Below are 20,020 nucleotides of genomic sequence, written 5' to 3' on the forward strand. Positions count from 1 at the left end.
TCCGGGCTAGGGGGCATTCGCGTGAGGGGTGTCCGCCCGAATCACTTGCGCACTTTAGTCTCGGTGCTTCATCGCGGAGATTTTTGTCGGTGGCCGGAAGTAGCATTCGAACATGCGTTCGAGTACTCGGCAACAGATTCAGGCCGTTATTGATGTGTTGACCGCTGCTGTCTCCAGCTATGAGAGGCATTTTTATCAGGCCTTGACGCCTTCGGAGTTGGTCGACGTGCTGGAAGAGGGAGCGTTTTTAGTCGGCCAGCTGGATGCCCTCATGTATGAGCTCCGCAGCCCGTTCGCGCGGCCGCGTGGGCGGTGGACATGACTTTGATGGACCGTGAGCAGATTCAGCAGGACGTTGACGCGTTGTGCGCTCTGGCTTCTCGTTTCCAGGAGCACTCCTACGAGGCGCTGACCAACCCGGAACGCCTAGGGCTCTTGGAGAAATTCGAATGTGTAACTCGCAGGCTTCAGGCGCCTAGCCATCAGCTGATCAATCAGCTTGGGGAGCAAGGGGATTCAACGGAGCTCGGCGGCAAGCTGTCCTGGGTATTGGCAGACCGGCTGCACATCACCCGGGCCGAGGCCGGCCACCGGATCGCCGAGGCCGCCGACCTGGGCCCGCGCCGAGCGCTTTCCGGTGTGCCGCTGGAGCCGGTGCTGCCCGCGACGGCGGCGGCCCAGCGCGACGGGGCGATCGGTGCCGGCCATGTGGCGGTGATCCGGCGGCTTTTCCAACAATTGCCCGAGTCCGTCGACGTCGACACCCGCTCGCACGCCGAGAAACAACTCGCGGCCAAGGCGACCGAATTCCGCCCCGATCAGCTCGCCAAGCTTGCCCGCCGCTTGATGGACTGCCTTAACCCAGACGGCAGGTACACCGACGAGGACCGGGCCCGGATGCGCGGGTTGGTGCTGGGAAATCAGCAGGCCGACGGCATGTCGCGCCTGAGTGGTTGGTTGACGCCGGAGGCCCGTGCCAGCTGGGAGGCGGTGCTGGCCAAGCTGGCCGCGCCCGGCATGTGCAACCCCGAGGATGACACGCCGACAGTGGACGGTGCCCCGTCAGAAGATGCGGTGCAGCACGACACCCGCACCCCCGGTCAGCGCAACCACGACGGACTCAACGCGGCGCTGCGAGCGATGTTGACCACCCGAAAGCTGGGTCAGCACAACGGATTACCTGCCAGCATCATCGTGACCACCACGCTCGGCGAACTCGAAGCCGCCGCCGGAAGGGGTTTGACGGGCGGTGGCACCATGCTGCCGATGTCGGACGTAATCCGCCTGGCCCGCCACGCCCACCATTACCTGGCGATCTTCGACAACGGCAAGGCGCTGGCGCTGTATCACACGAAGCGCTTGGCGTCGCCCGGTCAGCGAATCGTGTTGTATGCCAAGGACCGCGGGTGTTCGCATCCCGGGTGCGATGTGTCCGGCTATTACTGCGAGGTTCATCACGTCGAAGATTGGGCCAAGTCTTTCCGCACCGACATCGACCAACTCACCCTGGCCTGTGGTCCACACCACCGGCTTCTCGAGAAGGGCTGGACGACCCGAAAACGCGCCAACGGCGATACCGAATGGATACCTCCGCCGCACCTGGACCGCGGGCAACAGCGAACCAATGCGTTTCACCACCCCGAGGATCTGCTGTGCGGGGATGAAGACGGCGCGGCTTGACTCAATCCGGCGTGTGCGCCGCCGAGCCGATCGCATCGGCGAGCGAGGCGAAGCCGCCGTCGTGCAGCCGCAGCGCGATGCCCTCATGAATCTGCTTGGGCCACAGGCCTCCTCCGTAGATGAAGCCCGTATAAGCCTGCAGCAGCGACGCGCCCGCGGTGATCCGCTCCCAGGCATCGTCCGCGGTCTCGATGCCTCCGACGCTGATCAGCACCAGGCGATCGCCGACCCGGCTGTAGAGCCGGCGCAGCACCTCGACGGCGCGGCGTGCCACCGGCGGCCCGGAGATGCCACCCGGGCCCAGCTCGTCGACCCCCGGTGTGTTCAACCCCTGCCGCGACACCGTGGTGTTGGTGGCGACGATGCCGGCCAGGCCCAGTTCGACCGCCAGGTCGGCGATGTCGTCGACGTCGGAATCGGAGAGATCCGGCGCGATCTTCACCAGCACCGGTGTGGCGGTCTCGGCGAGCACGGCCGACAGGATAGGTCGCAGCGACTCGACCGCCTGCAGGTCGCGTAGCCCGGGCGTGTTCGGCGAACTGACATTGACCACCAGGTAGGAGGCCAGCGGGCCGACCAGCCGCGCGCTCGCCCGGTAATCGTCGACGGCCTCCTCGGCCGGCGTCACCTTCGTCTTGCCGATGTTGACCCCGATCGGCACCTCGGGCCGCTGTCGCGAAAGCCGCATCGCCAGCGCGCCCGCACCGAGATTGTTGAAGCCCATCCGGTTGAACAACGCCCGATCGGCCGGCAGCCGGAACATGCGCGGGGCGGGATTACCGGGCTGCGGGTTCGCGGTGACCGTTCCGACCTCGGCATGCCCGAAACCCAGCGCACCCCAGGTGAGCAGCCCCAGACCGTCCTTGTCGAAACCGGCAGCCAGTCCCAGCGGCCCGGGAAAGCGCACCCCGAACACGGTGCTGGCCAGCGCAGGATCCGTCGGGGCCAGTAGCCGATGCAGTACCCGCCGCGTCCAGCCGAGCGCGGTGGCACCACGCAGTACGGCGAACACCAACGTGTGGATGCGCTCGGGCGGGATCAGGAAAAACAGCCGTCGCAGCAGCCCGTACAGCCGGTGTCCGCCCTCGCGTGGCTGGGCCGCCGTCACAGTTCCGGCTGGTCGGGTCGTCGCTCCTCGGAACCGACGCCGTCCAGACGGGACTTCTTGCGGCGCAACAGCACCCGCCTGCTGCCGTCGGTGTAAAGCCGTACCCTGGTCAATTCCCAGCCGCGGTATTCGGCCTCGATGGACAGTCGGGTGGACGCGCTGACCCGGGTCACCTCCGGCGGCAGGCGCAGCGGCGCCCATTCGTATTCATCGGACATATCGGTGTCCCATTCCGCGGGCAAGCGGCTGCGCCGCGCCGCGGTCAACGCGTTCCCGCCGCGTGCTCGATGACCTGAACTCCCGCACCGGAACCCGACACCACGTACAGGGTGTCAGTCGCCTCGTCGAAGGCCAGCGAGTTCGGTTGCTGCACGGTCGGGTAACGCACCTTTTCGACGGGAATTCCGGTGGATAGATCGTAACCAATGACGATATTGGAAACGGTCTGCGAAACCCAGGCTAACGCGCGGGAGCCGGCAAGGCCGTACGGCGCCTGCGGAACCGGGTAGGCCTGACGCAGGATCAGCGGATTGACGCCGTACACCAGCAGTTGGCCGCCGCGGGTATCGGCGACCAGCACCCGGCCCGCCGGGTCGGCGGCCATGGTGGTGGCACCCCTGCCCGCCCGCAGCGCCTGCCGGGCATGGCCGTACGCGTCGATCGTCGTCACCGAGGTCTGCCCACGGTCCAGTACGACCGTCGTATTCCCTTGTGTAGCAAGAGAATCAACGCGCGCAAAGATTCGGTTTTCCTTGGTTACGGCCGCGTCGGTCACGGTGCCGGGCGTCTGGGGCGCAAGGGTGTAGACGGCGCCGTCGGCGCTGCCCAGCACCAGCCTGCCGTCGGCGCGCTGGGCCACCGCGGTGAATTCGGTCTGGGTAGCGCCGGCCACGGCCACCGGCGTGGTGCGCCCGGTGGACAGGTCGACCGCGAAGTAGCCGCCGCGGGCGGCCAGGTAGGCGGTCCCGCGGCCGTCATCGGTCAACGCGGTCGCCGGTCCCGGGAGCTCGATGACGCGTGGCCTGACCTGCGGGTTGCCGAATACGGTGACGCTGGCGGGCGCGGCCGGGTCGTTGCCCGGCGTCAGGACGGCCAGCTGATGAGTGCCACCGTCGAAGGCCGCCGCCGCGGCGTGACCGGCCAGCGGCCGCACCGCCCCGGCCGGCTGCCGCGCCGCCGGCGGCGACACCGCCGCATGCGCCGGTTCGATGGTGCGCGGCGCGGTATCGAGTGAATTCGACGAGCATCCGACGATCGCCGGCAGCAAAGCCGCCAGGACCAAGCCACCGCCTTGAGCTGCCATCTTGTGACGTGGTTGTCGTGACGGCAATTCTTTTCCTTACGGCTTGGCGGTGGCACACAAATTCTAAGGAACGCTTTCGCCTCCAATAGGGCCATGCCACCTTCATCCGACCCTACCGGCGAGGTATCGTCAGCCCATGGCCGTCACCGCTGACCGTCATCTGGCGCTGAAAGAGTTTGCTGTCGAGGACATGTCGACAGGCATTGCCGCTAGCGGATACGGACAAGTCGGTGATGGACGCAGTTTTTCGTTCCACATCGAGAACCGATCCCTTGTCGTGGAGGTTTACCGCGCGCGCCTGGCCGGACCCGTTCCGCAGGCCGACGAGGTGGTCGCCAGGGCGGTCCGCAGCCTGGTCGACATCGACCTCACCGACGAGCGCAGCCTGAGTGCTGCGGTGCGCGATTCGGTGACGCACGCGGTGCCGGTTTTGCGCTAGTCATTCACGGACCCGTGCAGCGGGTACCGTCGTGGTCGATATGACCGTCATCCTGTTACGGCACGCGCGCTCGAGTTCGAATACAGCGGGCGTCCTCGCCGGTCGCTCCGAGGGCGTCGACCTCGATGACAAGGGCCGTGAACAAGCCGACGGCCTGATCGATCGGATCGGTGATCTGCCGATCCGGGAGCTGGTCAGCTCGCCGCTGCTGCGCTGCCGCCGCACCCTGGAGCCGTTGGCCGACGCGCTGTGCCTGGCGCCGCTCAGCGACGATCGGCTCGCAGAGGTGGACTACGGCGATTGGACCGGCCGCAAACTCGGCGACTTGGTCAGCGAGCCGTTGTGGAAGGTCGTTCAGGCCCATCCCAGCGCGGCGGTGTTTCCCGGCGGCGAGGGTCTGGCTCAGGTGCAGGGGCGCGCGGTGTCAGCGGTGCGCGAACACGATCGCCGGCTGGCCGCCGAGCACGGCGGCGACGTGTTGTGGGTCGCTTGCACTCACGGTGACGTGATCAAGGCAATCATCGCCGACGCTTACGGCATCCACTTGGACGGCTTCCAGCGCGTCACCGCCGACCCGGCGTCGGTGAGTGTGATCCGTTACACCGAGCTGCGCCCGTTTGTGTTGCACGTCAACCACACCGGTGCGCGGCTGTCCGCCGCCCTGCGGGCCGGCCCTCCCGCGAAGGACGAGGCAAAGTCCGATACCGGCCCCAGCTCAAACGGAGAGCCGCAGGAATCGGCGCCCGCGGTACCGTCCAGCGACGCGGTGGTCGGCGGTTCCACGGATTAATTCAGCGGCTGCATCCATCGGATCGCACGACGGTGGCAACAGCCGGTATTTTGGGAAGTGCCATGGCCCGCGCAATTCATGTCTTCCGCACACCCGACCGCTTCGTGGCCGGGACCGTCGGCCAGCCCGGAAACCGCACGTTCTACATCCAGGCTGTGCACGACGCCCGAGTGGTGTCGGTGATATTGGAGAAGCAGCAGGTCGCGGTGCTGGCCGAACGCATCGGTGCGCTGCTGCTCGAGGTGAACCGCAGGTTCGGCACGCCCGTTCCGCCCGAGCCCGCCGAGATCGAAGACCTCAATCCATTGGTCACCCCCGTCGACGCCGAATTTCGGGTCGGAACAATGGGCCTGGGCTGGGATTCGGAGGCCCAGACGGTGGTGGTCGAGTTGCTGGCGGTCACCGACGCCGAATTCGACGCATCGGTGGTGCTCGACGACACGGAAGAGGGTCCCGACGCGGTGCGGGTGTTCTTGACGCCGGAGTCGGCGCGTCAATTCGCCACCCGGTCCAACCGCGTCATCTCCGCGGGACGTCCGCCGTGTCCGTTATGCGACGAGCCGTTGGATCCAGAGGGCCATATCTGCGCACGCGCCAACGGATATCGGCGCAGCGCGCTGCTCGGGCCTGACGATGACCCCGAGGTCTGATGACCGTGAGGTGTTGCGCGACGGCGAGCTGACGGTCATCGGACGGATCCGCTCGGCCAGCAACGGCACCTTCTTGTGCGAATCGACGCTTGGCGAGGCCAGCGTGCACTGCGTTTACAAGCCTGTCGCCGGCGAGGCGCCGCTGTGGGATTTCCCAGATGGGACGTTGGCCGGTCGCGAACGGGCCGCGTATCTGATCTCGGCGAAGTTGGGCTGGAACATCGTGCCCTACACGATCATTCGGCACGGGCCCGCGGGTCCGGGCATGTTGCAGCGGTGGGTCCAGCAACCCGGCGATGCGGTGGACACCGAGCCGCGGCCGGGGCCGGATCTGGTCGACCTCTTTCCCGCCGGCACCAGGCAACCGGGCTACCTGCCGGTGTTGCGCGCCCTGGACTACGCCGGCGACGAGGTCGTCCTGATGCACGCCGACGACATTCGCCTGTGGCGGATGGCGGTGTTCGACGTGCTGATCAACAACGCCGACCGCAAGGGCGGCCATGTGCTGCGCGACCTCGAGGGCCACATCTTCGGGGTCGACCATGGCGTGTGTCTGCACGTCGAGGACAAGCTGCGCACGGTGTTGTGGGGTTGGGCCGGCAAGCCGATCGACGACCACACTCTGGAAGCCGTCGCCGGCCTCGTCGATGCGATCGAAGATCACTTCGGCGACGAACTGGCCGAGCAGATCACTAGGGCCGAGATCGCCGCGCTGCGCCTGCGCGCGCTCACGCTGCTGGACAATCCGGTCATGCCCGGACCCAACCGGCACCGCCCCATTCCATGGCCGGCTTTCTAGCGGTGATCGCAAGCGCCGCGGCGCCATCGGTGCAGGCGGTGGTTCGCCGTCGGCGATACTGAAGCGGTGAGCAACCGCGCGGACGATCTGCCAGAGGTGTCCGATGCAGCCCTGGCCGCCGATCTAGCCGCGGACGCGGGGGAGTTGCTGCTGAAGGTTCGCGATGAAGTCGGCTTCGGGTATCCCTGGGCACTGGGCGATGCCGGCGACAGCCTGGCCAACGCGCTGATCCTGCGGCGCCTGCACGAGGAACGGCCCGGCGACGCGGTGCTCAGCGAGGAGGCGTACGACGACCTGTCCCGACTCAAGCACGACCGCGTGTGGATCATCGACCCGCTGGACGGCACCCGCGAGTTCTCCACACCGGGCCGCGACGACTGGGCGGTGCACATCGCGCTCTGGCAACGCCCCAGCAACGGCGAGCGCGAAATCACCGACGCGGCGGTGTCGTTGCCTGCCCGCGGCAACATCGTCTACCGCAGCGACACCGTGACCGCCGACGCCGCGCGCGTCGGCGTCTCCGACACCATCCGCATCGCCGTCAGCGCCACCCGTCCCCCCGCGGTGCTGCACCGGATGCGGCAGGCGCTGCCCATCCAGCCCGTCGCGATCGGCTCGGCCGGCGCGAAGGCGATGGCCATCATCGACGGGGATGTCGACGCCTATGTGCACGCCGGCGGCCAGTGGGAGTGGGATTCGGCGGCCCCGGCCGGAGTGGTGATGGCCGCCGGCATGCACGCATCGCGGCTCGACGGATCGCCGATGCGCTACAACCAACTCGACCCGTATCTGCCCGACTTCGTGATGTGTCGCGCCGAGCTGGCACCGATCCTGTTGGACGCCATCCGCGGCCGGTAACGCCGATGGGCCGTCACCGGCCCAGTCGACGCCGCCAATCCTTCGCCGAAAGCACCCGGACCATGTTTTCGACGAGGCTGCCCTTCTTGCGGCTGTACGGATACCAGAGCAACTCCTTTTTCATCGTGACCCGATCGGCGACGATGGCCTTCTGACGGCAGTATTTGCGAATGCCGTCGGCGCCGCCGGAGCGGGAACCGATTCCCGATTCCTTCCAGCCCACCATCGGAAGCCCGAACTGCAGCAGGCTGGTGATGACGTTGTTGACGTTGACACTGCCCGTATTCATCTGCCGCGCAACGGACATCGCCTTGTCCTTATCCCGCGTCCACACGCTGCCCGACAGCCCCAGGTTGGAGTCATTGGCCCGCTCGACGGCCTCGCCGACGTCGCGCACCTTCATGACCGGCAGCGTCGGGCCGAACGTCTCTTCGCGCATGCAATCCATGTCGTGGTTCACGTCGACCAGCACCGTCGGCTCGTAGAACAGGCCGCCGTCGGCGTCGCCCGCCTTCCCACCGACAAGCACTTTGGCGCCCTTGGTCACGGCGTCGTCGACATGGCGCGACACGATCGCGAGTTGTTGCGCGGTGGTCATCGACCCTACTTCGCAGGAATAGTCGTGTGCGGAGTCCATGCCGTTGCGCAACGCAGATGTCTTGGCTACCAACTTGTTTACGAACTCGTCGTAGACGGGCTCCTCGACATAGACCCGCTCCACCGAGATGCATACCTGCCCGGTGTACACGAACCCGCCCCATACCGCGCCATCGACGGCGCGGTCGATGTCGGCGTCGGCGCACACGATCATCGCGTCCTTGCCGCCCAGCTCCAGGCTGCAGGGGATCAGCCGCTCGGCCGCCGCCACGGCGATGCGTCGCCCGGTGTTGACCGAGCCGGTGAACATCACGTAGTCGACCGTATCGACCAGTGCCGCACCGGTTTCTCCGTAACCGAACACCACGTCCAGCACATCCGGGGCACCGATCTGCTTGAACCCCTCGACCGCCACCCGCCACGCCAGCGGGGTGAACTCCGAGGGCTTGGACAGCACGGCGCAGCCGGCCATCAAGGCAGCGGGAATGTCGAGCAGCGGCACCGACAGTGGTCCGTTCCACGGGGTGATGACCCCGACTAGTGGATACGGCTGGTAGACGAGGGTCAGCTTCTTGCCGGCGTTGGCGGCGCCGTAGGGGCGCACCGATTGGTCGGCGAGGAATTCGGCGGCGTTGTCGATCCAATAGTTGATGATCTGCAGCGCCGCGATCTCCACGCCGGTGTCGCCCCAGGACTTGCCCGTTTCGAGTTGCAGCGGCGTCAGCAGCTCGTCGCGGTGGTCCAGCATCCAGTCGCGCCACTTGCCCAGCCAGCGCGCGCGACCGTCGATTGTCATTTGCTGCCAGAACGGCTGAGCCTTGCGCAGCCGGGTGGCGACGGCCTGGACTTCGGCGGCGGTCGACACCGCGACGCTGCCGATGACCTGTGCCGTCGCCGGGCATCTGACCACGACTTCTTGCGGTGCGGCCGCTGCCGCGGTGTCTGGTCGGTCAGTTGTATGAGTCGACATCACAACCACCTCGCCGTCGACGGTGGACGAATTTGCCCGATACCGGATTCAGCAAAGCACAAATAGCGTGGTGGCGATGCGATTCGCGGGGGATGGGGTGGCAGGTGGTCGGACGTGCGGCGCGGCCGCGCGTCGCTGCGCGCCTCCTCCTCAGCCCGCCACGCAGGCCGCGTCGTCGGCGCGCCTAGGCTGATTGCCATGCAGTCGTGGTCTTCCCCACCGGTACCCGTGTTGTCGGGGCGCGGTCCGGAGCTTCGCCTGTATGACACGTCTGACCGGCAGGTGCGTCCCGTGGCCGCCGGCTCGACCGCCACGATGTATGTCTGCGGCATCACGCCGTACGACGCGACCCACTTGGGCCACGCGGCGACCTATCTGGCATTCGATCTCATCTACCGGCAATGGCTGGATCTCGGCCACGATGTCCACTACGTCCAGAACGTCACCGACGTCGACGACCCGCTGTTGGAGCGCGCCGAGCGCGACGGCATCGACTGGCGCGTCCTGGCCGAGCGAGAGGTATCCCTGTACCGGGAAGACATGGCGGCGCTGCGCATCCTGGCACCCCGCGAATATGTCGGGGCGACCGAGGCGATAGCCGAGGTGGTCGAACTCGTCGAGAAGATGTTGGCGTCGGGCGCGGCCTACGTCGTCGACGGCGAATACCCGGACGTCTACTACCGCGCCGACGCCACGCCGCAGTTCGGCTACGAATCCGGTTATGACCGGGACACCATGCTGCGGCTGTTCGCCGAGCGAGGCGGCGACCCACAGCGGCCCGGCAAGACCGATGAGCTCGACGCCCTACTGTGGCGGGCTGCGCGGCCCGGGGAGCCCAGCTGGCCGTCACCGTTCGGTCCTGGCCGCCCGGGCTGGCATGTCGAATGCGCGGCGATCGCGCTAAGCCGCATCGGAAGCGGTTTGGACATCCAGGGTGGGGGCAGCGACCTGATCTTCCCGCATCACGAATTCACCGCCGCCCACGCCGAATGTGTCCGCGGCGAGCGGAGATTCGCGCGCCATTACGTGCACGCCGGGATGATCGGCTGGGACGGGCACAAGATGTCCAAGAGCCGGGGCAACCTGGTGTTGGTGTCGCACCTGCGCGCCCGGGGTGTCGAGCCGGCGACCATCCGGTTGGGGCTGCTGGCCGGCCACTACCGCGGGGACCGGTACTGGAGCGATCAGGTACTCGACGAAGCCATCGTCCGGCTGCGGCGCTGGCGCGACGCGACCGCGCTGCCTGCGGGTCCGGATGCCGCCGACGTGATCGCGCGGGTGCGCCAATACCTGGCCGATGACCTGGATACGCCCAAAGCTCTTGCCGCACTTGATGGTTGGACCACCGACGCACTGGAATACGGTGGCCACGACGCCGAGGCGCCGCGGCTGGTGAGGACCGCCATCGATGCGCTGCTGGGAGTAGACGTCTAGCCGATGGCGTCCCCAGCGGTACGTTGGGAACATGAAATCGCTGCTGGACCAAGTCGTTTTCATCACCGGCGGCGCCCGGGGGATCGGGGCCGAGACCGCTCGCCGGCTGTGCGCCAAGGGCGCCAAGCTTGTGCTGACCGATCTCAACCAAGTCGAGCTGAGCGCGCTCGCCGCCGAACTCGGCGACGACCGGGTGCTGACCGCCGTCGCCGACGTGCGTGATCTGCCCGCCATGCAGGCCGCCGCCGACCGAGCGGTCGAGCGATTCGGCGGCATCGACGTGGTGGTGGCCAACGCCGGCATCATGAGTTATGGATCGGTGGCCCAAGTCGACCCCGACGCGTTCAGACGGGTGCTCGACATCAACGTCCTCGGCGTGTTTCACACTGCGCGCGCCACGTTGCCGGCGCTGATTGAGCGTCGCGGCTACGTGCTCATCGTCTCGTCGCTGGCCGCCTACACCGCCTGCCCCGGCCTCGCGCCCTACAACGCGTCCAAGGCGGGCGTCGAGATGCTGGCCAACGCCCTGCGGCTGGAGGTGGCCCACCAGGGCGTCACGGTCGGCTCGGCGCACATGTCCTGGATCGACACCGCCCTGGTCCGCGACACCCAATCCGACCTGTCCGCCTTCAACCAGCTGCTGGCCAGTTTTCCGTGGCCGCTGAACAAGACGACGACCGTCGACAAGTGCGCGGCCGCTTTCGTCACGGGCATTGCGCGCCGTCGCACCCGCGTCTACTGCCCGCGCTGGGTAGCCCTGTTCCGTTGGGTGAAGCCCGTGCTGTCCAGCCCCGTTGGCGAAATGCCCCTGCACAAATCGACTGCCGAGCTGTTGCCCCAACTGGACGCCCAGGTCGCCGCGCTGGGCCGCTCCACCAGCGCCTACAACCGCGACCTCGGCGCGTCCTAGCTGGTCTGAGCCGCGCGTTCCGAAGCGACGGCCGCTACCCGGTTGCGCACCAGGAACCATCCGGCGCTCAGGGCCGGCACGACCACCACCACCGTCGCGATGGTCCAGGTGCCGGTCTCCTTGTCGAAGGCCATCATGACCAGGACGCCGGCCAAGAACGCCAAAGTGAGATAACCGGAATACGGAGCCCACGGCATCCGAAACCGTGGTCGCTGGATGACGCCGGCCTTGGCCAGTCGGTAGGCGCGCAACTGACACAGCACGATCGTCGCCCAGCACGCGATGATGCCCGGCGCCACGATATTGAGCACGATCTCGAAGGCCTGGCCGGGCTTGACGGCGTTCAAGGCGATGCCGAGCAGGCAGATGGCGCCGGCCATCGTGATGCCGACATAGGGCACCCCGCTCTTGGACATCCGGGTCGCAAACCTTGGCCCGCTGCCACTGAACGCCATCGAATGCATGATGCGACCGGTGGAATACAGCCCCGCATTCAGGCTCGACAGCGCGGCGGTGAGCACCACCACGTTCATCAGGTCCCCCGCGGCGTGGAAACCGATCTTGGAAAAGAATGTGACGAAGGGACTTTCGGTGGCCGTGTAGGACGTGTACGGCAGCAGCAACGCCAGCAGCGCCACCGACCCGACGTAGAAGATCGCGATGCGCGCGATCACCGCGTTGATGGCGCGCGGCATGACCTTCTCCGGCTCGGCCGTCTCCCCAGCGGCCGTGCCCACCAATTCGATGGCCGCATAGGCGAACACGACGCCGGACGTGGTCAGCAGGACCGCTAGCACGCCGGAGGGAAACAGTCCGCCGTGGTCGGTCCACAGACTCAGTCCAATGCTGCGGCCCTCGATCCGGTAGCGGCCGGCGAGAAAGACGATCCCGACGATCAGGAAGGCGACAAGGGCGAGCACCTTGACCAGCGCCGCCCAGAATTCCAGTTCACCAAACCACTCCACCGAGATCAGGTTCATCGACAGCACGACGATGAGGGCGAGCAGCGCCAGCACCCACTGCGGGATCGATTCGAAGGTCGTCCACCGGCGCAGATAGGTGGCGATCGCGGTGGTGTCGACGATGGCCGTCATCGACCAGCCGAGGAAGTACATCCAGCCGATGCCGTAGGCGGCCTTCTCGCCGAAGAATTCGCGGGAATAGGACACGAACGAGCCGGACGTCGGGCGATGCAGGACCAATTCGCCCAGCGCTCGCAGAATCAGGAAGACGAAAACGCCGCACACCGCGTACACCAGGAACATCCCTGGTCCCCCCTTGGCCAGCCGGCCGCCGGCACCTAGGAACAACCCGGAACCGATCGCGCCGCCGATGCCGATCATCTGCACTTGCCGGGGCTTGAGCCCCTTGCGGTAACCGGCGTCTTCGCCTAAATCGCCGACTAAATCGCCGACTACGGGGTCTGGGTTGCCGTCACTAGGCAACGCGGCCATGAAATGTCCAATCGGTAGGTCGCGAAGCGATGCTTCCGTAGTTGATCGGTCGACGGCAAATTGGCCGGCGATCGCGGTGACCGAGCGTTAGCGCCCGAACCCGGGGCGCCGCCGGCGCAGATAGCGCTCGAACTCGGCCGCCAGCGCGTCGCCGTCGATCTTGCCCAAGGCGTCGTTCATGTCGACCTCGGCATCGCCGCGTTGCTCGAGCGATTGCACATACTCGGCCAGGTCCTCGTCCTCGGCGGTCATCTCGGTGACCGCCTGCTCCCAGTCCTCGGCGTCCGTCGGCAGGTCGGCCAGCGGCACCTCGATGTCGAGCACGTCTTCGACGCGGCGCAGCAGGGCCACCGTCGCTTTCGGGTTCGGCGGCTGCGAGACGTAGTGCGGCACCGCCGCCCAGAACGTCACCGCGGGGATCCCGGCGGCCACGCACGAATCCTGAAACACCCCGGCGATGCCGGTCGGGCCCTCGTAGCGGCTTTCCTCGAGGCCGAAGCGTTTCGCGGACTCGGGGGAGTAGGCCGCGCCCGACACCGGGACCGGTCGGGTGTGTGGGGTGTCGGCCAGCAGTGCGCCCAGGATCACCACGGTGTCCACGTTGAGCTTGTCGGCGATGGCCACCAACTCCGAGCAGAAGGTGCGCCAGCGCATGTTGGGTTCGACCCCGTGCATCAACACGACGTCGCGGTCGCTGCCCGGGGGCCGGCAATGCGAGATCCGCATGGCAGGCCACACCAGCTCGCGAGTCACCCCATCCACCTGCCGGATCACCGGGCGATTCACCTGGTAGTCGTAGTACGCCTCGTCGTCGATCTCTAAGATCGGGTCGGCCTCCCAGATGGCTTCTAGGTGGTCGAGCGCGTCACTGGCCGCGTCGCCGGCGTCGTTCCAGCCCTCGAACGCAGCCACGACGACGGTGTGGTGCAGTTCGGGCAACGCGGCTTTGCCGAAGGGGGGGCCGTCGGGCGGGGTCACAGAATCAGCGTACGGCCTCACGGCCCGATGTTCGGGCCGCGATGGCCGCGGATTGCCGGCCGATTGACGCTCAACCGGCGGCTTTACATAGGACGACTATGCTTATCTCGTGACTGCCGCCGACGATCACCGCTACGACGCGGTTGCCCGCACCACCCCGGCGCCGCGGTTGGTAACCGGCCGCGGCGCGTCGGGTACGCAGTCGCAGGCCGCCGATTTGAGCCTGGACGACTACGACAACAGGCGTCGACGCGGGGAAGACGAAATACGTTCGGCTGCAAACTGGTTAATCTCGGTAAGTACCTCGCCGCCAGCATTCGCGAACTGTCGATCGCGGCGATGAGTTGGGCGTCCAGACGTCGATCGGGTGACGACGTAGACTTTTCTGGTCGAGAGGCGTTGCAACGGTTCCGGTTCGCCGCCGGTATCCGCCACGCTCGGCAGAGTCAAGGACGCCTTCCGCTACGGAAGGAACGTACGTGAACGCCGCTAAGCCGAACACCCCTGAGAGCGGCACCTTCGCGCCGAACATCCGCCCCGATTGCACCGACGAACTGACGACAGCTCTGCGCCAGCGGATCATGGTGATCGACGGCGCGATGGGGACCGCGATCCAGCGCGACCGGCCGGACGAGGCCGGGTACCGCGGCGACCGGTTCACGGAGTGGCCGACCGCTCTTCAGGGCAACAACGACCTGCTCAACCTGACGCAGCCGCAGATCATCGAGGGAATCCACCGCGAATACCTCGAGGCGGGCGCCGACATCCTGGAAACCAACACGTTCAACGCGAACGCGATCTCGCTGTCCGATTACGACATGGCGGACCTGAGCTACGAGCTGAACTACGCCGGCGCCGCCCTGGCCCGCAAAGCCGCCGACGAATTCAGCACCGCGGAGAAGCCGCGCTACGTCGCGGGTGCAATCGGGCCGACGACGCGGACCGCGTCGATCTCACCGGACGTCAACGACCCCGGTGCCCGCAACGTCTCCTACGACCGGCTGGTCGCCGCCTACCTCGAGTCCGCCAACGGTCTGGTCGACGGCGGTGCCGACCTGCTCGTCATCGAGACGATCTTCGACTCGCTGAACGCCAAGGCGGCGGTGTTCGCCGTCGAAACGCTGTTCGAGGAGCGCGGGCGTCGTTGGCCGGTCATCATCTCGGGCACCATCACCGACGCTTCCGGCCGAACGTTGTCCGGTCAGGTCACCGAGGCGTTTTGGAACTCGATCAGGCACGCGAAGCCGCTGGCGGTCGGCCTCAACTGCGCCCTGGGTGCGCCGGAGATGCGGCCCTACATCGCCGAGGTGGCGCGGATCGCGGACACCTTCGTGTCCTGCTATCCGAACGCTGGGCTGCCCAACGCCTTCGGCGAGTACGACGAGACCCCCGAGCGCCAGGCCGGTTACATCGCCGGCTTCGCCGAGGCCGGCCTGGTCAACCTGGTCGGTGGCTGCTGCGGAACCGCGCCGCCGCACATCGCCGAGATTGCCAAGGCCGTCGACGGAAAACCGCCGCGCGAGGTGCCGAAGATCCCGGTGGCCACCCGACTGTCGGGCCTGGAGCCGCTCAACATCACCGACGACTCCCTGTTCGTGAACATCGGTGAGCGCACCAACATCACCGGCTCCGCGCGGTTCCGCAACCTGATCAAGGCCGAGGACTACGACACCGCACTGTCCGTCGCCCTGCAGCAGGTCGAGGTCGGCGCGCAGGTCATCGACATCAACATGGACGAGGGCATGATCGACGGCGTCGCCGCGATGGACCGGTTCACCAAGCTGGTCGCGGCCGAGCCGGACATCAGCCGCGTCCCGGTGATGATCGACTCCTCCAAGTTCGAGGTCATCGAGGCGGGCCTGAAGAACGTGCAGGGCAAGCCGATCGTCAACTCGATCTCCATGAAGGAGGGCGAGGAGAAGTTCGTTCGCGAGGCACGGCTGTGCCGCAAGTACGGCGCGGCCGTCGTGGTGATGGCCTTCGACGAGCAGGGTCAGGCCGACAACCTGGAGCGCCGCAAACAGATCTGCGGGCGCGCCTACCGGATCCTGACCGAAGAGGTCGGCTTCCCGCCCGAAGACATCATCTTCGACCCGAACTGCTTCGCGCTGGCAACCGGCATCGAGGAGCACGCGACCTACGGGATCGACTTCATCGAGGCCTGCGCCTGGATCAAGGAGAACCTGCCGGGGGTGCACATCTCCGGCGGCATCTCGAACGTGTCGTTCTCGTTCCGGGGTAACAACCCGGTCCGCGAGGCGATCCACTCGGTGTTCCTGTTCCACGCCATCAAGGCCGGCCTCGACATGGGCATCGTCAATGCCGGTGCGCTGGTGCCCTACGACTCGATCGATCCCGAGCTGCGGGACCGCATCGAGGACGTCGTCCTGAACCGTCGTGAGGACGCGGCCGAACGGCTGCTGGAAATCGCCGAACGGTTCAACAGTTCGGGGAAGTCCGAGGATCCGACGGCGGCCGAGTGGCGTGGCCTGCCGGTCCGCGAGCGGATCACGCACGCCCTGGTCAAGGGCATCGACGCCCACGTCGACGACGACACCGAGGAATTGCGGGCCGAGATCGCCGCCGCGGGTGGGCGCCCGATCGAGGTGATCGAGGGGCCCCTGATGGACGGCATGAACGTCGTCGGCGATCTCTTCGGCTCGGGCAAGATGTTTCTGCCCCAAGTGGTGAAGTCGGCCCGGGTGATGAAGAAGGCCGTCGCCTACCTGCTGCCGTTCATCGAGGCGGAGAAGGAGGAGTCTGGCGCAACCGCCGGCAAGGACACCAACGGCACGATCGTGATGGCGACCGTGAAGGGTGACGTCCACGACATCGGCAAGAACATCGTCGGGGTCGTGCTGCAGTGCAACAACTTCGAAGTGATCGACCTCGGGGTGATGGTGCCCGCCCAGAAGATCCTCGACGCGGCGAAGGAGCATGACGCCGACATCATCGGGTTGTCCGGCCTGATCACCCCGTCGCTGGACGAAATGGCCAACTTCGCTGTCGAGATGGAACGCGAGGGCCTCGAGATCCCGCTGCTGATCGGTGGCGCGACCACCTCGCGCGCGCACACGGCCGTGAAGATATCGCCGCGTCGTAGCGGTCCGGTGGTCTGGGTCAAGGACGCGTCCCGCTCGGTGCCGGTCGCCGCCGCGCTCCTCGACGACAAGCAGCGTCCCGCCCTGCTGGAGGCGACGGAGAAGGACTACGCGTCGCTGCGCGAACGGCACGCGCAGAAGAACGAGCGGCCGATGGTCACGCTGGAGAAGGCCCGCGCCAACCGGACGCCGATCGAGTGGGACGGCTACACGCCGCCGGTGCCCGTTGTCGGCGCGGGAGTGCGCGAATTTCAAGACTACGACCTCGCCGAGTTGCGCGAGTACATTGACTGGCAGCCGTTCTTCAACGCCTGGGAGATGAAGGGCCGCTTCCCCGACATCCTCAACAACCCCGCGTCGGGCGAGGCGGCCCGCAAGCTGTATGACGATGCCCAGGAGATGCTGGACACCCTGATCAAGGAGAAGTGGCTGACCGCCAACGGGGTGATCGGGTTCTTCCCGGCAAACGCGGTCGGCTCGGGTGTTGAAGACATCGAGGTGTACACCGACGACACTCGTACCGAGGTGCTGACCACGTTGCACAACCTGCGCCAGCAGGGCGAGCACCGCGACGGCATCCCGAACCGGTCGCTGACCGACTACATCGCCCCCAAAGAAACGGGTCTCCGGGACTACATCGGCGCCTTCGCCGTCACCGCCGGGCTCGGCAGCCAGGAGAAGATCGCGGAGTTCAAGGCGGCCCTCGACGACTACAGCGCGATCCTGCTGGAGTCGGTCGCCGACCGGCTGGCGGAGGCCTTCGCCGAACGGATGCACCAACGCGTCCGCAAGGAGTTCTGGGGATTCCAGCCGGACGAGCAGCTGGACAACGAGGCACTCATCGATGAGAAGTACAGGGGAATCCGTCCCGCCCCCGGCTACCCGGCCTGCCCGGAGCACACCGAGAAGGTGACGCTCTGGAAGTTGATGGACGTCCGGGAGCGGACCGGCATCGAGCTGACCGAGTCAATGGCGATGTGGCCCGGTGCCGCCGTCAGCGGCTGGTATTTCTCGCACCCGCAGTCGCAGTACTTCGTGGTCGGCCGGATGGCCCAGGACCAGGTCGCCGACTATGCGAAGCGCAAGGGCTGGACCCTGGCCGAAGCCGAGCGCTGGCTCGCGCCCAACCTCGGCTACAACCCGGAGGACTGAGCCCGGGCGCCGGTGAGTCCAGCCTTCACACGAGTTCCGGCTGTCACACGAGTCTCGGTCGCGGCAGGTAAACAGTTTGCCCGCCTTTGAGACAACCGATCCCGCCGGGGGGAAGTGTCGCTCGAAGGCGGGCACATCGATGGTTGCCGGACTCGGGGACTGGTGTGACTCGTGTGAGTCGGTCCCGTATTAGACGCGCATCACCGGGCTCAACGCGGATAGCGGGATGTGCGCCTGCACGGTGCCGCCGTCCATGAACCACTGCGGCAGGCCGGGGGAGAAGTTGATCGGCTCGTCGTGGCCGACCGGATAGTCGGGCATGTAGAGGATCAATTCGTCGGGCGTCAGCGCCCACGCCTTGTACGCGCCCGAGTAGACCTTGTCGGGAGTCCAACGGTCGAGAATAAACGGGTATGTGCCCGGATCATGCGGTGGCGGAGCCTGATTGAGCGCCGTGTCGATGAATGGCGCAGCCAGCGGTGGGATCGCGGTCAGCGGGTTCGACGTCGTCAGGTCGGCGAGCTGCACCCGTCTGCCCGCTGCCATGTCGAAGGTGAAGGTCCGGTAGGCGTTGTTGGGCTTCGGCCCGTCGGCGTGATAGTCCTCGTGGAACACGGCGCTGAGCAGATTGCCGTGCCGGAAAACCTCGAAGTTCTCCTCGCCGTAACTGTCGGCGGCCATGCTGCCGTTGGCCGCCTTCCAGTTGCCGACCAGGGTGCGCAGGTAGTCCCGGACCACCGGGCCGGTGGTCGGATTGTCGACCAGATCGTCGGGCACGGCGACCTTGATGTCGCGCACGGCGTTGCGTTCCGAGGTCACCGCGCTGTGGCAATACTGGCCGTCCCAATTACCGCCGAGCTCGCCGCAGAATGACGGCGCCGACGCGTGCGTGGTGGCGGTGCTGGGAATGGTTGCGGCCGCGGCCAATACGAACGCCGCCGACAGTCTCTTGAACATGAGATGGCTCCGCTCGCCTCAGAGGAGTTGGACTTTGCTTGCCCGCCAACGACCGTCGACCTTCTCCATGGTCATCTTGATCCTGCTGCGGTCGATGCGCGGGTCGGGTGCGGCCGTGTTGGTGACGGTCTGGTCGATGAAGAGCAGCACGACGACCCTGTCGGTGGATTCGGTCTGAATGGCCGAGTCGACCACCACTCCGTGGGCGGTCGCCTTGTTGTCGATCAACAGCTGCCGGAGTTTGACGCTGGACTGGGTGTACATGTCCTTGAATTCGCCGGTCGCGCCGTCGAGCACCTGCTTGAAGTTCTCGTCGACCTTGTTCGAATCGATGCTCGTCAGCACCTGCGCATAGGCGATGGCCGCCTGTTGAGCCTGCTCACCCGCCGCCTTCACCTGGTGGTCCTGCCACTGGCGCCACCCGAGATAGCCCGAAACGGCAAGTGAAGCAACGAGTAACACCGGCAGCGCGCTGCGGCGCAGGTACCGGCGCCAGGGCCGCTTGGCGCGCTCAGTCTTGCGTTTGAGCAGACCGCCTTCTTCGTCCTCGCCGTCGGTGTGCTCGTCACCTTCGTCCGTGGTCGTGTCGTCTGCCGAATCGTCGGGCGCGTCGGCGGATTCGTCGACACGCTCCTCCCCGGCTCGCACCTCCTCGGAATCTTCGCTGACGACTTCCGGTGCCTCGGCAGCCGATTCCGTGGGGGTTTCGGCTTTCGGGTTCTTCTTGGTGGTCACGACCACGATCATCTCCTAAAGGTCGATGGGTTCAATGCTCAGTGCGGCGGTTCGATCGGCAGCTGTGGCCCGCCGTAGGGGGTGGGAATGGTGTAGCGGCCCCGC

At 66.7% G+C, this 20,020-nt stretch carries 18 protein-coding genes; 10 read left to right on the top strand and 8 right to left on the bottom strand.

Annotation, left to right across the window (positions count from 1 at the left end):
• The first annotated feature begins 112 nt into the window (after positions 1 to 112).
• Together A5686_RS05945 and A5686_RS05950 are read left to right on the top strand one after the other, a co-directional pair.
• Positions 113 to 322, top strand: a complete 210-nt coding sequence (locus tag A5686_RS05945; RefSeq protein ID WP_067932067.1) for a hypothetical protein — start codon at positions 113 to 115, stop codon at positions 320 to 322.
• Positions 319 to 1,680 carry an HNH endonuclease signature motif containing protein gene (locus tag A5686_RS05950; RefSeq protein ID WP_082947505.1) on the top strand — a complete coding sequence of 454 codons (1,362 nt, stop codon included), beginning with the start codon at positions 319 to 321 and terminating at the stop codon, positions 1,678 to 1,680. The genes A5686_RS05945 and A5686_RS05950 overlap by 4 nt, the downstream gene beginning before the upstream one ends.
• 1 nt (position 1,681) lies before the next feature.
• On the opposite strand, the gene A5686_RS05955 is transcribed toward A5686_RS05950, so the two are convergent.
• The 3 genes from A5686_RS05955 to A5686_RS05965 are packed head-to-tail and all read right to left on the bottom strand — an operon-like array spanning position 1,682 to position 4,091.
• Complete coding sequence (locus tag A5686_RS05955) at positions 1,682 to 2,752, bottom strand: quinone-dependent dihydroorotate dehydrogenase (RefSeq protein WP_197520489.1); 1,071 nt, start codon at positions 2,750 to 2,752, stop codon at positions 1,682 to 1,684.
• Positions 2,753 to 2,784: 32 nt separating this feature from the next.
• Positions 2,785 to 3,054, bottom strand: coding sequence for a DUF5703 family protein (locus tag A5686_RS05960; RefSeq protein WP_067932069.1), 270 nt, complete (start codon positions 3,052 to 3,054; stop codon positions 2,785 to 2,787).
• The gene (locus A5686_RS05965) at positions 3,051 to 4,091 is read right to left on the bottom strand and encodes a YncE family protein (protein WP_067932071.1); all 1,041 of its coding nucleotides are present in this window, start codon (positions 4,089 to 4,091) and stop codon (positions 3,051 to 3,053) included. Before A5686_RS05965 ends, A5686_RS05960 begins: the two co-directional genes overlap by 4 nt.
• A 136-nt stretch (positions 4,092 to 4,227) precedes the next feature.
• Here A5686_RS05965 and A5686_RS05970 point away from each other — a divergent pair, with 136 nt between their 5' ends.
• From A5686_RS05970 to A5686_RS05990, 5 genes are all read left to right on the top strand, one after another.
• Positions 4,228 to 4,530 carry a hypothetical protein gene (locus tag A5686_RS05970; RefSeq protein ID WP_067932078.1) on the top strand — a complete coding sequence of 101 codons (303 nt, stop codon included), beginning with the start codon at positions 4,228 to 4,230 and terminating at the stop codon, positions 4,528 to 4,530.
• A 40-nt stretch (positions 4,531 to 4,570) separates the two neighbouring features.
• A complete protein-coding gene (locus A5686_RS05975; protein WP_067932079.1) occupies positions 4,571 to 5,320 on the top strand; it encodes a histidine phosphatase family protein in 750 nt (249 codons plus the stop codon).
• Positions 5,321 to 5,382: 62 nt separating this feature from the next.
• Positions 5,383 to 5,970 (top strand): DUF3090 domain-containing protein, encoded by a 588-nt coding sequence (locus tag A5686_RS05980; protein WP_067100900.1) that lies wholly within the window; start codon positions 5,383 to 5,385, stop codon positions 5,968 to 5,970.
• Positions 5,954 to 6,769: an SCO1664 family protein gene (locus A5686_RS05985; RefSeq protein WP_067932081.1), complete on the top strand. Its 816-nt coding sequence runs from the start codon at positions 5,954 to 5,956 to the stop codon at positions 6,767 to 6,769. Before A5686_RS05980 ends, A5686_RS05985 begins: the two co-directional genes overlap by 17 nt.
• 66 nt (positions 6,770 to 6,835) lie before the next feature.
• On the top strand, positions 6,836 to 7,627 hold the full coding sequence (locus A5686_RS05990; RefSeq protein ID WP_067932083.1) for a 3'(2'),5'-bisphosphate nucleotidase CysQ: 792 nt from the start codon (positions 6,836 to 6,838) through the stop codon (positions 7,625 to 7,627).
• Positions 7,628 to 7,640: 13 nt separating this feature from the next.
• On the opposite strand, the gene A5686_RS05995 is transcribed toward A5686_RS05990, so the two are convergent.
• Positions 7,641 to 9,194, bottom strand: coding sequence for an aldehyde dehydrogenase family protein (locus A5686_RS05995; RefSeq protein ID WP_067932085.1), 1,554 nt, complete (start codon positions 9,192 to 9,194; stop codon positions 7,641 to 7,643).
• A 198-nt stretch (positions 9,195 to 9,392) separates the two neighbouring features.
• Here A5686_RS05995 and mshC point away from each other — a divergent pair, with 198 nt between their 5' ends.
• Positions 9,393 to 10,628, top strand: coding sequence for a cysteine--1-D-myo-inosityl 2-amino-2-deoxy-alpha-D-glucopyranoside ligase (mshC, locus tag A5686_RS06000; protein ID WP_067932087.1), 1,236 nt, complete (start codon positions 9,393 to 9,395; stop codon positions 10,626 to 10,628).
• A gap of 31 nt (positions 10,629 to 10,659) precedes the next feature.
• On the top strand, positions 10,660 to 11,538 hold the full coding sequence (locus A5686_RS06005) for an SDR family oxidoreductase (protein WP_067932089.1): 879 nt from the start codon (positions 10,660 to 10,662) through the stop codon (positions 11,536 to 11,538).
• Here the strand turns inward: A5686_RS06005 and A5686_RS06010 are convergent.
• Positions 11,535 to 12,992 carry an amino acid permease gene (locus A5686_RS06010; RefSeq protein ID WP_067932094.1) on the bottom strand — a complete coding sequence of 486 codons (1,458 nt, stop codon included), beginning with the start codon at positions 12,990 to 12,992 and terminating at the stop codon, positions 11,535 to 11,537. The genes A5686_RS06005 and A5686_RS06010 overlap by 4 nt on opposite strands.
• 87 nt (positions 12,993 to 13,079) lie before the next feature.
• Positions 13,080 to 13,970, bottom strand: a complete 891-nt coding sequence (locus tag A5686_RS06015) for a PAC2 family protein (RefSeq protein WP_197520488.1) — start codon at positions 13,968 to 13,970, stop codon at positions 13,080 to 13,082.
• Positions 13,971 to 14,449: 479 nt separating this feature from the next.
• Between A5686_RS06015 and metH the strand changes: the two genes are divergently transcribed.
• The gene (metH, locus tag A5686_RS06020; protein ID WP_067932096.1) at positions 14,450 to 18,223 is read left to right on the top strand and encodes a methionine synthase; all 3,774 of its coding nucleotides are present in this window, start codon (positions 14,450 to 14,452) and stop codon (positions 18,221 to 18,223) included.
• A gap of 189 nt (positions 18,224 to 18,412) precedes the next feature.
• Here metH and A5686_RS06025 read toward each other — a convergent pair whose 3' ends face one another.
• A complete protein-coding gene (locus A5686_RS06025) occupies positions 18,413 to 19,180 on the bottom strand; it encodes a mannan-binding family protein (protein ID WP_067932098.1) in 768 nt (255 codons plus the stop codon).
• Between the two features lie 18 nt (positions 19,181 to 19,198).
• Complete coding sequence (locus tag A5686_RS06030; protein WP_067932100.1) at positions 19,199 to 19,927, bottom strand: tetratricopeptide repeat protein; 729 nt, start codon at positions 19,925 to 19,927, stop codon at positions 19,199 to 19,201.
• Positions 19,928 to 20,020 lie beyond the last annotated feature (93 nt).

It is taken from the genome of Mycobacterium sp. E2479 (assembly GCF_001667925.1).
Taxonomy (GTDB): Bacteria; Actinomycetota; Actinomycetes; order Mycobacteriales; family Mycobacteriaceae; genus Mycobacterium.